The organism is Mesorhizobium delmotii (assembly GCF_900149755.1).
Classification (GTDB): Bacteria; Pseudomonadota; Alphaproteobacteria; order Rhizobiales; family Rhizobiaceae; genus Mesorhizobium; species Mesorhizobium delmotii.
This window is the reverse complement of record NZ_FUIG01000033.1, coordinates 3,831-18,805: the sequence shown is the minus strand read 5'-3', so window position 1 is coordinate 18,805 and position 14,975 is coordinate 3,831. Positions and strand designations below refer to the sequence as shown.

Below are 14,975 nucleotides of genomic sequence, written 5' to 3'. Positions count from 1 at the left end.
AACGCCAACGGCTCCTACAGCTATGACGGCTTTGCCAACGCCGTGCCGGCCGGCGGCGCCACCGACACCTTCGTCTACACCATCATGGACGGCGACGGCGACCTGTCGACGACGACGCTGACCATCACCCTGTCGGACGTCAACAATGCCCCGGTTGCCGCAAACACCCAAAACTGGATGTCGAGCGATCCGGTACAGCAAACTTTGAGCACGCCGAGCTATCCCGACGGATATCCCTTGCTGGTGACTATCCCGACCGATGCGGATGGCGATAACCTCATCGTCACCGCGACGGGGACGATCCCCACAGGCACGTTCTATTTCGATGGCGCCACCTACGTCGCCCTGACGGCCGGCACTGTGCTCTACGATCCGGCCGGCGGCATCAACCTGCTGGACGACCTGGTCTACAGGCCGACCGCAACGGTAACCGACACCGTCAACGTCAATCTTTCGCTGGACGTCTTCGACGGCACCGCCCACGTCACTCAGACTGTTGGCATCCACGAAGTCCCGCCGACCAGTCTGCCCAGCGATACCGCACAGGTGGGTAATGGTAACAGCCCGCTCACGTCCGGAAACGACCAGACCCAGAACCTGAGCCTGTCCCAAGCCACGGTAAGCGCCATAACGGCCGATCCTCATGGCTCGACAGTAGTAGTCTACACCGACTTCCAGGAGTCGCCCTTCGTAACTCCAATCCCGCTAGGGGAGCGCAATCCAGGTGTCTTCGGAGACGGCAGTGCGGGATCGCATCGCGAGCAGGAAGTTCAAGTCGAGATCAGGATTGGAGCGAACCGTTTTGCAGTTGTTGAAGACGATTTGACTGCCGGAACATTCGAGCAGAGTTGGACCTACGACCCGGCCACCGGCCTGATGAAGGCGACCGTCGACTATGACCATATCTTCCTTCTCGACGGCGCCGGGGTCGCAACGACGACAACGCTCGCGGACTATCTGATCGCAAATCCACCGGCCGCCGGCGACACATGGACAGTTTCCTATTTCGACAATGATGGCGGCAACTACCAGGCCCGCGCAGTCAGATTCGAATTCTTCTCCCATGATCCTGGCGATCCCGGAATAACGGTGAATGGCGATGCCACCTTGGCCGACCAGATCTATGGCACATCCGGTATCGACCACCTCAATGGCAATGGCGGCAATGACGTCATCATAGGCAGGGGAGGCAATGATTTCCTCAGCGGCGGTGGTGGCAGCGATCTTATCAGCGGTGACGACGGAAACGATCTCCTCGTTGGAGGTTTCGGCCAAGACACAATGACCGGAGGAAACGGCGCTGATACGTTCAAACTCGACCAGCTGGACATCAAGGATCTCATCTCCGACTACAGCGGCGCCGGCGGCCAGGGCGACATGATCGACCTGACGTCGTTGTTCGACACAGCCCCGGGGGGAGCCAATATCGGCGAGTTCGTGAACTACGATGCGGGGACCGGCACGCTGAGCGTCGATGCCGACGGTACGGCCAACGGCACCAATTTCGTGGACGTGGCCACGCTAACCAACGTGCCGGTGTCCAGCACGATCACGCTGCTTTATGACGACGGAATAACCCAGCATACGACCACGGCCAATGCGGTTTAGGGGAATAGTGCACGGGCTAGGTGCCATGCTATACATTCGAATGATAGAGGGGAATTCATCATGAAAAAGTCTGCAAGACTTCTGGCTGCCGGTGCAACGCTGTTCCTGGCTGTTGGATCGACGGCGTATGCCGCCGACATCATCGAAGCTCCGTCGGTCGATTATTGTCGCGTCGTCGGCACGTCCAACTTGGTGCAGACCGACAACATCGTCGATCTCAAGAACCAGGTAGTGCAACTGATGGACGAGTCTGTCGCCGTCGCCAACAGCTCGGAATGGATCTATTCGTCACGGCCTGTCTTCGTCTGGGCCTCCGAGGCCAAGGTCGCCTGCGGCAAGGCTTACGGCTATTTGAAGACAAATTATCGCGACGAAGACTACTTGAATAAATGCGAGTGTTTCCACGACCGCATGGTCGAGTACATGAACTGACCAAAAGGCGGCAACGCGCCGGCTGGCTGACAATGATGGCCGACCGAACACTGCTGCGGGCGATCGCCGGAACGATCGCCTTGGTCGGTTTTGACCTGCTTGCCATGCATGCCGGCGCGGGTGCGTCGGAACAATCCACTAGAGTACAAAATGCTTTGCCCGAGCGGTTGCGGCCGACGCTGCGATGCCACCCAGGAATGGACGAGAGAAGCGCTGAAGGCATTTGCGACCTGCCAGTCGTCGATCTACGGCCTGGAGCCGCGGCTGGCGCACGCTGTGATGGAGATCGAAAGCGGGTTCGATCCCGAGGCGCGCGGTGCCGACGGAGAAGTCGGATTGATGCAGGTCATGCCCGCGACAGCACGAATGCTTGGCTTTCGAGGCCCGCTCGAAGACCTGAGTGCGCCGAAGACCAACATCGCGCTGGGCGTCAAATATCTCGCGCAGGCGAACAGGCTCGCCGACGGCGACCTGTGCACCACCGTCATGAAGTACCGCGCTGGGCACAACGAAAGCCGTTTCTCGGCACTTTCGGTCCGCTACTGCCAGCGCGCGCGCTCGATCCTGGCAAGGGAAGGGTTCGAGGTTGACGGGCCATTGCCGGTGGCAACATTCGGCTCTTCCACATTTTCAGCAGGAGGAGAAGACAGCGCCCCTGCCGCAGGAAAACGCGTGTGCGTGCGGCGGGTGTTCGTGCCTGGGCCGCGATACATGAAATGCGCCGACTATCGAAATGCAAGGCAAGCCAGACAGATCAGGACGCTCAGAGCCCGGCTTTTTGCAGGCTAAAGAACCACAAGACGGCGCAACTCAACCGTGACATGACTGGAAGATCAGACCGGGAAGTGACCCGGCGGCAAATAGGGTGGAAAATAATGGAAGCTGGCCGACAGGTCCTCTGGCTGCGGACGAGGGCAATCGCCTTTGCGCTCGCCGTGACATTGTCAGGTTGCCAGTCGAAGGGCAGCGTTTCCGAAGCGCTCGATCCGGCTGCAATCGCCGCACCCGCAGTGCAGGATGACGCCGCAGTTGCGGGCCGAGCCCAGGCGACGCAATCGATCGGCAGTGGTTCGGCGAAGATCACGATGCTGCTGCCCTTGTCCGCCCCTGGAGCCACGGGGGAAACCGGCAGGAGGATGCTCGATGCCGCAAAACTCGCAATGGCGGATCTTGGCAATGGATTGCTCACACTGACGGTCGAGGACACGCAGGGCGACAGTGCACACGCCAGGGAATTGTCGATAAAGGCGATCACGACGGGGGCGAAAGTCGTCATCGGTCCGACCGAACTGCCGGCGGCACAGCATATTGCCAAATTGTCGGGACCGAAACGGCCGCCAGTGTTGGCACTTGCCAACAATTTCACAGGCGGTCCAGGCGTTTATGCCGTGCGCCTCAGCGAGGCAGACAGCGCGGCGGCGGGCGCCGCAGGCATCGCGGCGAAAGGCAGCAAGAAGTTCGTATTGCTTGTCGCAGCTGGCTCCAACAGCAGTGCCGTTGAAAAGCGGGTCGCGAACAGCCTAAGCATCTATGGCGCAACGCTGGCGGTCACTATCCCGTACTCGGCAGGCGACGGCGGCACCAAAGCGGTCACCGACATGAGCTCACTCGTGGATGCTCCGGACGCCGTCATTGTCGCCAGCGGAGACGACAGCCCGCTGCAAATCCTTGCCGCCCTGAAATCGAAGGGTATCCCGGGAAGAACAATCGCTGTGGTGGGAACAAACCGCTGGCTGGAACGCCCCATCGAACCGCTGTTTGAAGGGGCCCATATCGCCACGCTCGATCCGCGCGAAACCGGACCAATCGCCGACCGCTTCAAGACTACCTATAACTATCAGCCCGACGTCAATGTCGCCTACGCCTATGATATGGTTGCGCTGACTGCTGGGATCGCCAGCGCAGTTGGACCCGATGGCTTCAGCAAACAGGTACTCGAAAATCCGAGCGGGTTTCGCGGATCCACAGGTCTATTCCGGTTTCGCGCCGACGGATCCAGCCAGCGATCGATGCCGTTCTATCGAGTTGAAAAGGGTGCGCTCAAATTGGTTGCCAGATCGACGTCGGGTTTTTGACCCGGCGCGAATCCGTAGGACCTTTTCGACCTGATGGGCAGGCCGAGCCGCATCCGCTTGGCTGTCGCGCTCGCAGGCCTGGAGCTTCTGGCCGGGCTCCTCCTGATCATTCAGGGCGGGGCTTTGCTTTCGGTCGACCGGCCTGTTCCTGCGCCGTCTCATGATATTCGCGGCAAGCAGCTAACCCGACCGGGCGCAACCGTTCTCGACGCTCAACGGCGAGAGCCGGCACGCAAGATTGCTCAGGACCTCATCGCTCCGCCACAACTTGATTCCTGGGAAATCGAACGGATCGAGCCCCGTCCGCCACTCAGCGAACTCGGTCTCGCCGTGCCCCCGAAAACGCCGATGCCGCAAGACTGGCGGGAGGTCCTGCTCTACGCTCCGATTGCGAGTTCGTCCGCGATCTTCGAATCGATGGGACGGACGGTGGTCATCAGCGGGGTCCAGAGCATTGCCACTGACAAGACCTGTTCCTTTGATGACGTCGTCTGGCCTTGCGGCCAACGCGCGCGCGCAGCCTTCAACTCCTGGTTGCGCGGACGCGCGCTGAAATGTTTCGTGCCACCGGAAGTTGATCGTTTCGCTATCGCCGCCCCATGCAGGCTCGGCAGGCAGGATGTCGGCGCCTGGCTGGTTTCCAATGGCTGGGCCCTGTCATTGCCGAGCGGTATCTACCGCAAGGCGGAGGTGACAGCTATGGATACGGAGATGGGTATATTCGGCCCGCCTCGATAGTCAGCTCGCCGTTTGAGCCCTTAGGGAACCGTACTTGCCGAAGCTGGAGCATCATCCCGAAAGTGGAATCCGGTTTTCGGAAAAGATCATGCTCAAACAAAAAGATAGAGCCCCATCTCGATTTTATCGGGGCTGCTCTAGAGCAGCATGCTGATACAGGCGGTTGCCTGCGCTGCTGGTTGTTCAGCCTGCGCCGACACTTAGTTTGTTAACTGTTGTCTTCCATCTTTCTCGCGGGCAACTCCAGCTTCATCTGTGGGTCAGCCAGAGCTCGTTCAGTCAGATCGATCAAATTGTATTGGCTTTTGAGACGGAATTTGTAACTTGCCGGCCTTATGCCAGCCTATCTGACAGGGAGATCGGTTAGTGACAAAATCGATGGCGAACAGCTCTGCCCAGGCGTGGAAGAGTATCGCATGGCTGACGCTTCTGGGGACCGCCGGGAGTTTGGGCTTTTCGCTAGCCCTCAACTATCTGCTCCTGTTCGCCGATGGACTCACGCCATTCGGACGCGGCGTTGTCACGGCAACGCTCGTCCCCCTCGCCATTGCGCTACCGCTCTTCCTGTTGATCGGCTGGGGTCGGGTTGAGATCCGCCGCTATCGGCAAGAGCTGAACAAGTCAGCGACCTACGACGGCCTGACGGGCTGCTTGAACGGAACGGTTTTTACGTCGATCATCGAACGGAGAGTAAAGAAGCCATCTGAGCATGGCTCTCGCTCGGGCGCCTTCCTGGTCATCCATCCCGAACACCTTCGATCCATCAACCTGCGATTTGGTATTGAATGGGGCGACGAGGCCTTGCGGCTCATAGCCTCGACCATAAAGTCATCAGTGCGCGAGGAGGATCTGATCGGCCGCATAGGGACATCCATCTTTGGGGTATTTCTACCTGGTGCCACCGAAGAAGACGCCAAGGAGGTCGGTGAGCGTATCCGGGCGCGCGTTGCGAAAGTCTATTTCGCGCCAAAAGGGGCGGAGGATGTCCTGAGCATAGGCGTCGGAGGGGTAGTCTTCGAGAATGAACTCGCGTTCGACGACATGTTCCGGTCCGCCGAGCAGCTGCTATCCAGAAATGGAACCGACTTCGAACTGTCTCGTCTGCCCAGTTGACGATCACAGAGGGGCTAGGACGCCAATCGAATTTTTTGGTCTATGGATCTCCTCTAACCAGATATCTGCACCTGCTTTGGACCGCGGCCGATTGGAAGGTTAATGCATGTCGCGCAAAAGTGTGCAGCGGTTTTGCGACAACGACATGCATAAAAACAACAACCTAAAGCGCGTCGCATGAGGCCGGTCAAACGCGACGCGCTTTAGGTCATCCGCTGGGATGATGGGAGGCTGACCGATCTGCCCAGACCGTGCTGCCGTCCTGGCCAATCGGCTTCCCCGCTTGCAGGACGGGACTCGCTCCGCCTGCCAAGGCGAACGACGGCAAGGACACACCGATCGCCCCAGGCGGAGCTATCCGCGAGAGTCGCCTCCACCAGCTTTTACACCCTTCGTTGGCAGCCGACAGACCGCCGGAATCAACAATTTTAAACTGAAGGTTGCATATCGCAGCCGCTACCCGACATGGTACTTGCGCAAACTCTAAAATAATGGGATGTTGGTTCGGGGTATTGAGTACCGAGTATTGGGTTGGGGGAGCTTCTCGGCTGTTGTCAGTTCCGGGACGCTTTGAAAAAACAGATGAATGTTCTGCAGGTCCTGGTGGGGATACTCACTACGTCGTGCCTTGTGTCGATCTCGACGTATTGGGCAACGGGTTCAATCGGCTGGGCGATCATTAGCCCGATAGTTTTGCAGGTCGGGTATTTTGTCTACATGCTCTGGACGGTCTACGGCGCAGAAGCCGCAGAAGCTGATCCGGGACCCGAGAGCGTTGGCCCGCTCGACCGCAGAGATGGTATCTGGCTCTAGCGCATGACCCAGATCTGTTAGTTTGTTTACGCTAGATAGCCGCTTAGCGCGAAAAACCCAATAGTTTTAGAGCATTAGAGGCAGAGCAATCGTACGACGACCGGCGTTACGAAACAACAGGAAAGGCTGTCTGACAAATTCCTTAATCTGTAGGTCACAGGTTCTATTCCTGTCGGGATCACCATATTTTTCAATAACTTAAAGAAAGAGGCCGCCGTACTTTTCGCGGCAATTTAGTACGGCTTTTTTGGAGGCCGGCTCAGACTCGTAATGGATTTGCTGATGATCAACGCCGGTGGCGATTGTGGTTGCTGAATCGCGAAGGCGTCCCCAACATCCATGTCTTCCCGCTGGGCGGCGGCAGGTTCGGCATCGAAGCAGTCCGCGTGCGTGCCGACGATCTCGTCAGCATGCGCCAACCCGAATGCGACGGCGATCTCGTCACGATAGTCTGGGATTGTTGCCGCGGCCCGAACGAGTAAGTCGGCGCGCTTCTCGACGCTCAGGAGTAGGCCAACGGTGACAACTGCCGGACGTCATCGTCGCCTATGATCCTATACCCAAATGGGTCATGCGCGGCCCACGGAAGGCACTCTATTGTCGAGATGAATTGATAGCTATTGGTGGGGCAGCGAAAACTACGATCATTCTATTGCGTGGGGAGTACCCTATGCGCTGTATATTGCGGACCAACCGGTGGAGAGCGTTGTGGGGAAGCATCTGTGGTTAGGCTTGGCGTTAGCCTGCTCGGGAATACTGTTGAACCCGACGATCGCCGAGGCGAAAGCTTTCAAAAATTTCCAGGGCAAGCAATGCAACCGTGACTACAAACGGCTCTGCCCAATGACGCCGATCGGCAAATGCGATCTTGAAAGCAAGATCGAGCAGTTGTCACTCCCCTGCAAGGCATTCGTCGAGGAGCACAGATAAAAGTCGCTATTGTATTGCCACACTGACCGCATTCATCCCGCCGCGCCACGCCACCAGCTACGACCGCGCTGATGTCCAAGCTCAGCGAGTGGCGAGCGAATGCCTCAGGCCTTGCTTCATGATGGAGGGCAACATGCACGCCTCTTTCCGACGTGCGTTCATCAGTCTGGATCGAGTTCTCTTTTTTAAGCTCGCATCGGCAGTATTTCTCTTTTGCGCGTGGAGCGGGGATATCCATGCGGGAGAGTTCAAGAAAACGAATTGTTGGTTCGAAATTCCGCGCGACCGTGGAATGACGTGCGGGACTCTCAATGTCCCTGAAAACCGCAAAAAAGCTTCTGAGACTGAAATCACTCTATCGGTGGTGGTCTTCGAACCCGACCGCGAGCGGCATGAGCCCATTGTGTTTCTCACGGGCGGGCCTGGCCAGCCCACCGATATTGGCGACAGGGAAGACATCGAGGCATGGTGGCAGTTCATAAGTGATCAAAATTGGATGATCGGGCGCCGAGTGGTCGTGGTCGACCAACGAGGGATAGGAAAGTCAATTCCCAGGCTCAGCTGTTCGCGATACTTCAAGGCCGATCATTGGAACTCCATTTCGCTAAGCGTCGATGCTGAGATCAGCTTTGACAAGCTCATGAGAGATGAGGTGGTCGCGTGCCGAAGCGCGCTGATAGCAAAGGGCATTGACCTCTTCGCCTACAACACCGCCGAAAATGCAGCAGACGTCAACGACGTTCGGAAGGCTCTTGGCATAAAGAAGTGGGTACTCTACGGCGTCTCTTACGGCACCAGACTTGCCTTGGAAGTGATGAACGAGCATCCAGAGGGCATCTCAGCGAGCATTCTGGATTCCGTTCTTCCCCTTGATATCGACTACCTCAAGGAAGATGGGCGAAATCTGGATCGTTCTTTGAGACTGCTGGAACGAGATTGCCAAAAATCAAAAAATTGCATGCGCGGATTGGGAGACGCGCTGCGAGCGATCGTAAAGCAGCTGGACAAACAGCCGGTGCTTTTGCGGAGCGATGACAGAGATAACGCTCTCGCTCAGTACAGATATGTCTCCGGCGCGGATTTTCTTGAGCTTATATTCGGGTTGCTATATGATCGTTACGCTATCGAAGACCTTCCAAAACTAGTCGAGAAAACATACGAAAACGATTTCAGACCGCTTGCGGATATGATCTTTGAACATGACGATACCGAGATTGCCCAGGGCATGGATTTTTCGGTCACTTGCTCTGAGACCAACAGATCCGATCTGCCCGACAAGCGCCTCGAATACTGGACGAAGTGGATCGGAGAGGCCGACTATACCTGGGTTTGCCCGCTTTGGTTTCCTGAAGGAACGACGGTTTCGCAAAAGCATCCCCGCCGCTTGGATATCCCGACCCTGCTGTTGTCGGGAGAGTATGATCCGGCAACACCAACTCACTGGGCATATCGTGCGGCCAAAAGCCTTCCTTTTGGGCAGGTGGTCGTTCTTCGGGGGATTGGGCACGATGTGATCGATTCCGACCCTTGCGGATCGGAGGTTGTCGCCGATTTCCTGGCGAACCCCAGACGCAAGCTGAAGACTGGGTGCATTGGGCGGATGCAGGCTCCGCGGTTTACCGCCGCGGCGGAGGAGCAGTGGCAACGGCCAGTACCGCAGCGGGCTGCGGCGGCGATAAGATCGCCAAAGCAGATGAGGTCGCCGTTCCGGTTCAGGCATCGCTTTTTCAACATCGCCCAAAAACACTAGTTCCGCCCTCCTGGCGGCAGCACCGCCAAGCTGCATCACGATCGCGGGCGGCCCTGAGGGCGGCCCGACTCGCTATTCAAACTCGCGTCAGCGAACCCGCCGCGCAACCGCGCCGGGTCACAGGCGCCGGCCGGTTTTCGCGTCGAACAGGTGGGCACAGGCGCGGTCTACCTCGATCCGTATCTGGGCGCCCTGCTTGAGCGGCGGCCGCTCGCGGAACAGGCACGAAATTTCCTCGCCGGCACAGTCGACCTTGGCAAAGATTTCCGAACCTGTGGCTTCCTAAAAGTCAGTGTTGACCGGGGTCATATCGGTTGGTGACCTCTACTCCCTAAACGCCCTGTGAACCTGGTCCGACAAAGGCTTCATCACGTAGGACCAAACGTTGCGTTCGCCCGTCTGGATGTGGACCTCCGCGGGCATGCCTGGCTGAAGCCGCCTGCTGCCACGCAGGCATGACTTCTGGTCGTCGAGGGTCGTCCTCGCCACGAAATAGGAGATCTGCCGCTGTGGGTCCTTGATCAGGTCGGCTGAGACTCTCTGCACCGTGCCCTTGCATTCCGGGGTCGTGTTCGCGTCGAACGCGGAGAAGCGTATCGAGACAGGCTGTCCGGGCTCGACGTCATCGATGCTGGCGGGCGCAACCATGGCATCGACCACGAGCCTGTCCTGTTCTGGAACGATCAGCATGATGGTTTCCCCGGGACTGATGACGCCGCCGACGGTATGCACGGCAAGCTCCTGCACGAGTCCTGCCTGTGGAGCCCGAATTTCGGTCCGCGCAAGCTGATCCTTTGCGACGGCCTTGCGCTCGACGAGTTCGACCTCCTTGCCGTCGAGTTCGCGCAGTTCCTCGTTCACGTCCTTGCGCATGTCCTCGTCGACCTGAAGAGTCTGCAGCCGGGTTTCGCTGATTTTGCCTTCGGTTTCGGCGATAGCGGCCGCCAGCCGTCCGGACTCGCCGCGCAGGCGCGACAGTTCGAGCTGGAGCTCGCTCACCCTTTCCAGCGACACCAGCTTCTTGTCGTAGAGCGTCTTCAGGCTGTTGTAGTCCCTTTCGACCAGCGCCGCCGATTCATCCATGGACTTCCGCTGCGCCACCAGGCCCTCGATCTGCTTTGCCAGCTGCTCAGACCGGGCCTCAAGCTGCGACTTCAATCCGGCACCGGCTTTGGTCCGGCTTTCGAAAAGCGCCTTCTCCCCGGCGATCAGTACCTCCACCTCGGGTTCCGCCACCCGTTTTATGAGGCTTTCCGGAAGGTCGATCGCTGGAAGGCCCAGCCGTTCGGCCTGCAAGCGTGCCTGTCGCGCGATCGTGCGGTCATATTGCTGAGCGATGATCTGGAGGTTCGCGCGCGTCAGGGTCTCGTCGAGCCGGACGATCACGTCGCCTGCAGCCACGCGGTCGCCTTCGCGGACGTTGATGGCTCCGACAATGCCTCCGGTCTGGTGCTGCACCTTTTTGGCGCTGCTTTCGACGACAACGGTGCCCGATGCGATCACGGCCCCGGCAAGCGAGGTCGTTGCGGCCCATGCGCCGACGCCGCCGACGAGCACAACCGAGACTGTCAGTCCCAGCAGGACGTTTGCCCGGATGCCTTCCCCGGATTTCTCGGGAGCGTACAGCGAGCTGGAACCCGGAAGCCTGAACGGAGAGATCATTTCCGACACGGAAGACCTCCATTCCTGGAATCTTGTGGCAGCCATTCCTCAGACATGGCGCTCACTCGACGCGTGCAACGGAACAACCGTAGAACCATGGCGGTTGACAGCTGGTTCAGGACGCTGGGCTGCCGCGGCGTTTGTGACAGCGGCGAGCACGGCATCCTTGGGACCGAAAGCCTGGACGGTTCCGGCCGCCATGACCATGAGTTGGTCGACGTTTGACAACGCCGAGGGGCGGTGTGCGACGACGATAACGATTCCTCCCCTCTGGCGCACTCCATGGATCGCGGTCGCCAGCGAGTCGTCGCCGTCGGAATCGAGGTTCGAATTGGGTTCATCGAGCACGACAAGGAAAGGCTCGCCGTATAGCGCCCGCGCCAATCCGACAAGCTGCCGCTGCCCCGCTGAGAGAGCGGTGCCGCGCTCGCCAACCCGGGTCTGAAACCCATCCGGCAGCAAGAGGATCATCTTGTCCACACCGGCAGCCTGCGCCGCCGCCAGGATGTCCTTGGGCGAGGCGTTCGCGTCGAAGCGGCTGATGTTTTCTGCCACCGTCCCGTCGAAGAGTTCGATGTCCTGGGGGAGGTAGCCGACGTCACGCCCGAGTGCCTCGCGATCCCATTGATCAAGGGCCGCATGGTCGAGACGCACGGTTCCGCGCAGCGAAGGCCACGCTCCGACCAGAGCACGGACCAGGGTGGATTTTCCCGACGCGCTCGGCCCGATCACGCCTAGGGCCGCGCCCGCGCGGAGAACAAACGTCACGTTCTGGATGACAGGCTTCTGCTGGCCGGGCGCGGCTACAGCCAGGCTGTCCACCGAAAGCACATTGTGCGGACGCGGCAGCGCCATTGGCTGACCGTGGTCGGCGAATGCCTTGAGCGTCCTTGACAGCTGGCCGTAGCTTTGACGGGCGGAGATGAAGCCGCGCCAGTTCGCGATGGCAACATCGACGGGCGCCAGCGAACGGGCAAGCATGATCGAAGAGGCAATGATCACGCCCGCCGTCGCTTCTCCTGCGATCGCAAGATAGGCTCCGAGACCCAGAATGAGCGATTGCAGGATCATCCTGAGAGTCCGCGACATAGCGCCGGTGAAGCCGACAATGTCGGAAAGCCGCCGCTGATCCGCGAGGAAGCGGGAGCTCTGTTCGCTCCAGAACGCCGCGAACCGTCCCGAAAGGCCCATCGCCCGGATGATCTCGGCATTGCGGCGGCCTGCGTCGGCGAAGGCCGAGCGCGCGATGACCGATTCAGTCGCCCTGCGGCCCGGCCCCTTGCCCAATGCTTCAGCGACGAGCGTGAGCAGCACGATCACAATCGCCCCGGCCGTGGCGAGGACGCCGAGCCAGGGATGCAGCATGAAGATGATCGCGATGTAGACGGGAATCCACGGCATGTCGAAGACAGCCGTGGGACCGGTCCCCGATACGAACGAGCGTATCTGGTCGAGATCGCGGACGGGCTGGACTCGCACTCCATCGTGTCCCGTCCTTAGGGGCAGCATCAGCGATGCCTCAAAGGCCTGCCTGCGAAGCCTGCGGTCGAGCGTGTTGCCTATCCGTACCAGCAAGCGAAGGCGGACGAAGTCGAGCAGGCCGTAGGCTGTGTAGAGCCAGACCATGACGATGGTGATGCCGATCAGGGTCGGGATACTTTGCGACGGCAACACGCGGTCGTAGATCTGCAGCATGTAGAGCGACCCGGTCAGACCGAGAATGTTGACCACAGCCGAGAAAGCACCGACGCAAAGCAGCGCTCCCCCGCAGTGCGAGAACGCAGCTCTCAGTTCGTTCCCCGGCGTCATCGTGACCTGCCCGTGCCCATTTCCCCTGCGCCCCTAGACCACCGTGAAATCGGCGTTGGTCAGCGCGAGCCCGGAACCGATATTTGCGAACTGGACCGCCTCGCCTGCCGCGCTACCGTTGGTGTCGTAGGTGAGCGTTCCGGTCGCGGCGTTGTAGATGATGCGGTCGTTGGCGTCGGCCGCTGCCGTTCCGATATGAAATGACCCGGCCGCCAAAGTTCCCGGTCCGCCGAGCGCCGTGAAGACGGCGTCGTCCAGTGCGATGGTGTCGTCGGCAACGTTGAAGTCCGCGATGACATCCTTGTTGGTCGAGGCGTTGAGGGCCGTGCTGAAGCGAAAGGTGTCGGCTCCGAGGCCGCCCGTGAGCGTGTCGTTGCCGGCTCCGCCGTCCAGCACATTGGCTCCGCCGTTCCCCGTCAGCACGTTGTTGGCCGTGTTGCCCGTACCGTCGATGTCAGAACTGCCCGTCAGTGACAGGTTCTCGAAGACGCCGAGGACACGCGCTGAGTTCAGCAGGCTGAACGAAACTGAGGCCCGGACCGTATCCGTTCCCGTCGAGTTCGCAACGCTTTCGTCGACGGTGTCGCTGGCGCTGTCGACGATGTAGGTGTCGTTTCCGGCCCCGCCGCGCATGGTGTCGTTGCCTGCGCCGCCGTCCAGGGTATCGTTTCCGCGCCCGCCGTCGAGCAAGTTGTCGCCCGTATTGCCTGTCAGTACATTGCTGGCCGAGTTTCCGGTCGCGCTGGTGTTGCCGGATCCGGTCAGCGTGAGGTTTTCGGTCGTTCCGATCGCCTGAGCGGAATTCGACAGGTCGAAACTGACCGACGAAAGGACAGTGTCGATGCCTTTCGAGCCTGACTCGTCGACGACGTCGCCGGCGCTGTCGACGACATAGGTGTCGTTGCCGCCGCCGCCTTGCATTGTGTCGTCGCCGGCTCCGCCGTCGAGCACGTTGGCCGCATTATTGCCAACCAGGACGTTCGAGAGGCCGTTGCCCGTCGCGTCGATGCTTGCCGAGCCGGTCAGCGTCAGGTTCTCGACCTCGCCCAGCGCGGCAGCGAGGCTGAACGTGACCGACGACCGGACAGTGTCCGCGCCGTCCGATCCGGCGTCTGACTCGTCCACCGTGTCGTTGGCATCGTCGACGATATAGGTGTCGTCGCCGCCGTCGCCTCGCATGATGTCGGCGCCTGATCCACCATCCAGAACATTGGCCCCGCTATTGCCAACGAGAATATTGGCAAGCGTGTTGCCCGTGGCGTTGATGCTGGCCGTTCCGGTCAAGGTCAGGTTTTCGACCGCGCCGAGCACGCGGCTGGCGTTGGCCAGGCTGAACGTCACCGATGAACGTACCGTATCGGTTCCGCCGGATCCCGCCACGCTTTCGTCGACGGTATCGCTCGTCATGTCGACGATATAGGTGTCGTCGCCCGCGCCGCCGCGCATAGTGTCCGCGCCGGCTCCGCCATCGATGATATTTGCCCCATCGTTGCCCGTCAGGATATTCGCCAGCGCGTTGCCCGTGGCGTTGATATCGCCTGTTCCCGTCAGGGTGAGGCGCTCGACCGCGCCTAGAACGTGCACAGGATCGGCCAGGCTGAAGCTGATCGTCGACTGGACCGTGTCGGCGCCGCCGGATCCGGCCGCGCTTTCGTCCGCTATGTCGCCAGCGTCGTCGACGACATAGATGTCGCCTCCGGCTCCGCCGCGCATCGTGTCGGCACCAGCACCGCCGTTCATCGTGTCGTTGCCTGCGCCTCCGTTGAGGATATCGGCACCGCCAAGGCCGTTGAGGATATCGTCGCTTCCCAGCCCGTTGATCGTGTCAGCGTTGGCCGTGCCGTTCAACGTATCGGCGCCCGGTGTGCCGTTGATAATGCTGACCTCGACGACGTCCGTCACCGTGATGGCGACAGCCCTGTCGGAAGAGAGAGTGCTGTCGGAAGCAATGACGACGATGTCGTAGACGTTGTTGGCGCCGGCATCGAGCGGGCTCTCGAAGTCGGGCGCGTTCTTGAAGGTAACCACGCCGGTCGATGTGTCGA

At 60.0% G+C, this 14,975-nt stretch carries 12 protein-coding genes; 9 read left to right on the top strand and 3 right to left on the bottom strand.

Annotated features, from left to right (window positions below):
* From BQ8482_RS20600 to BQ8482_RS20565, 9 genes are all read left to right on the top strand, one after another.
* Positions 1–1,608 (top strand): calcium-binding protein (locus tag BQ8482_RS20600; protein WP_123149301.1); only part of this gene is annotated, 1,608 nt, incomplete at its 5' end.
* Between the two features lie 60 nt (positions 1,609–1,668).
* The gene (locus tag BQ8482_RS20595; protein WP_123149300.1) at positions 1,669–2,040 is read left to right on the top strand and encodes a hypothetical protein; all 372 of its coding nucleotides are present in this window, start codon (positions 1,669–1,671) and stop codon (positions 2,038–2,040) included.
* A 150-nt stretch (positions 2,041–2,190) separates the two neighbouring features.
* Complete coding sequence (locus BQ8482_RS20590) at positions 2,191–2,829, top strand: lytic transglycosylase domain-containing protein (RefSeq protein ID WP_244602908.1); 639 nt, start codon at positions 2,191–2,193, stop codon at positions 2,827–2,829.
* Positions 2,830–2,915: 86 nt separating this feature from the next.
* Positions 2,916–4,115 carry an ABC transporter substrate-binding protein gene (locus BQ8482_RS20585; RefSeq protein WP_123149298.1) on the top strand — a complete coding sequence of 400 codons (1,200 nt, stop codon included), beginning with the start codon at positions 2,916–2,918 and terminating at the stop codon, positions 4,113–4,115.
* 33 nt (positions 4,116–4,148) lie between these two features.
* The gene (locus tag BQ8482_RS20580; protein WP_123149297.1) at positions 4,149–4,853 is read left to right on the top strand and encodes a thermonuclease family protein; all 705 of its coding nucleotides are present in this window, start codon (positions 4,149–4,151) and stop codon (positions 4,851–4,853) included.
* A 366-nt stretch (positions 4,854–5,219) separates the two neighbouring features.
* Positions 5,220–5,966: a GGDEF domain-containing protein gene (locus BQ8482_RS20575; RefSeq protein WP_244602907.1), complete on the top strand. Its 747-nt coding sequence runs from the start codon at positions 5,220–5,222 to the stop codon at positions 5,964–5,966.
* A gap of 1,121 nt (positions 5,967–7,087) precedes the next feature.
* Positions 7,088–7,261: a hypothetical protein gene (locus BQ8482_RS38200; RefSeq protein ID WP_165848645.1), complete on the top strand. Its 174-nt coding sequence runs from the start codon at positions 7,088–7,090 to the stop codon at positions 7,259–7,261.
* Between the two features lie 277 nt (positions 7,262–7,538).
* The gene (locus BQ8482_RS38195; RefSeq protein WP_165848644.1) at positions 7,539–7,709 is read left to right on the top strand and encodes a hypothetical protein; all 171 of its coding nucleotides are present in this window, start codon (positions 7,539–7,541) and stop codon (positions 7,707–7,709) included.
* 118 nt (positions 7,710–7,827) lie between these two features.
* Positions 7,828–9,459, top strand: a complete 1,632-nt coding sequence (locus tag BQ8482_RS20565) for an alpha/beta hydrolase (RefSeq protein ID WP_123149294.1) — start codon at positions 7,828–7,830, stop codon at positions 9,457–9,459.
* 324 nt (positions 9,460–9,783) lie between these two features.
* Here the strand turns inward: BQ8482_RS20565 and BQ8482_RS20555 are convergent, their stop codons facing one another.
* The 3 genes from BQ8482_RS20555 to BQ8482_RS20545 form a co-directional block, all read right to left on the bottom strand.
* On the bottom strand, positions 9,784–11,121 hold the full coding sequence (locus BQ8482_RS20555) for an HlyD family type I secretion periplasmic adaptor subunit (RefSeq protein WP_123149293.1): 1,338 nt from the start codon (positions 11,119–11,121) through the stop codon (positions 9,784–9,786).
* Between the two features lie 48 nt (positions 11,122–11,169).
* Positions 11,170–12,930 carry a type I secretion system permease/ATPase gene (locus tag BQ8482_RS20550; RefSeq protein ID WP_123149292.1) on the bottom strand — a complete coding sequence of 587 codons (1,761 nt, stop codon included), beginning with the start codon at positions 12,928–12,930 and terminating at the stop codon, positions 11,170–11,172.
* Between the two features lie 33 nt (positions 12,931–12,963).
* The coding region (locus BQ8482_RS20545) for a beta strand repeat-containing protein (protein ID WP_342210969.1) at positions 12,964–14,975 on the bottom strand (2,012 nt) is incomplete at its 5' end.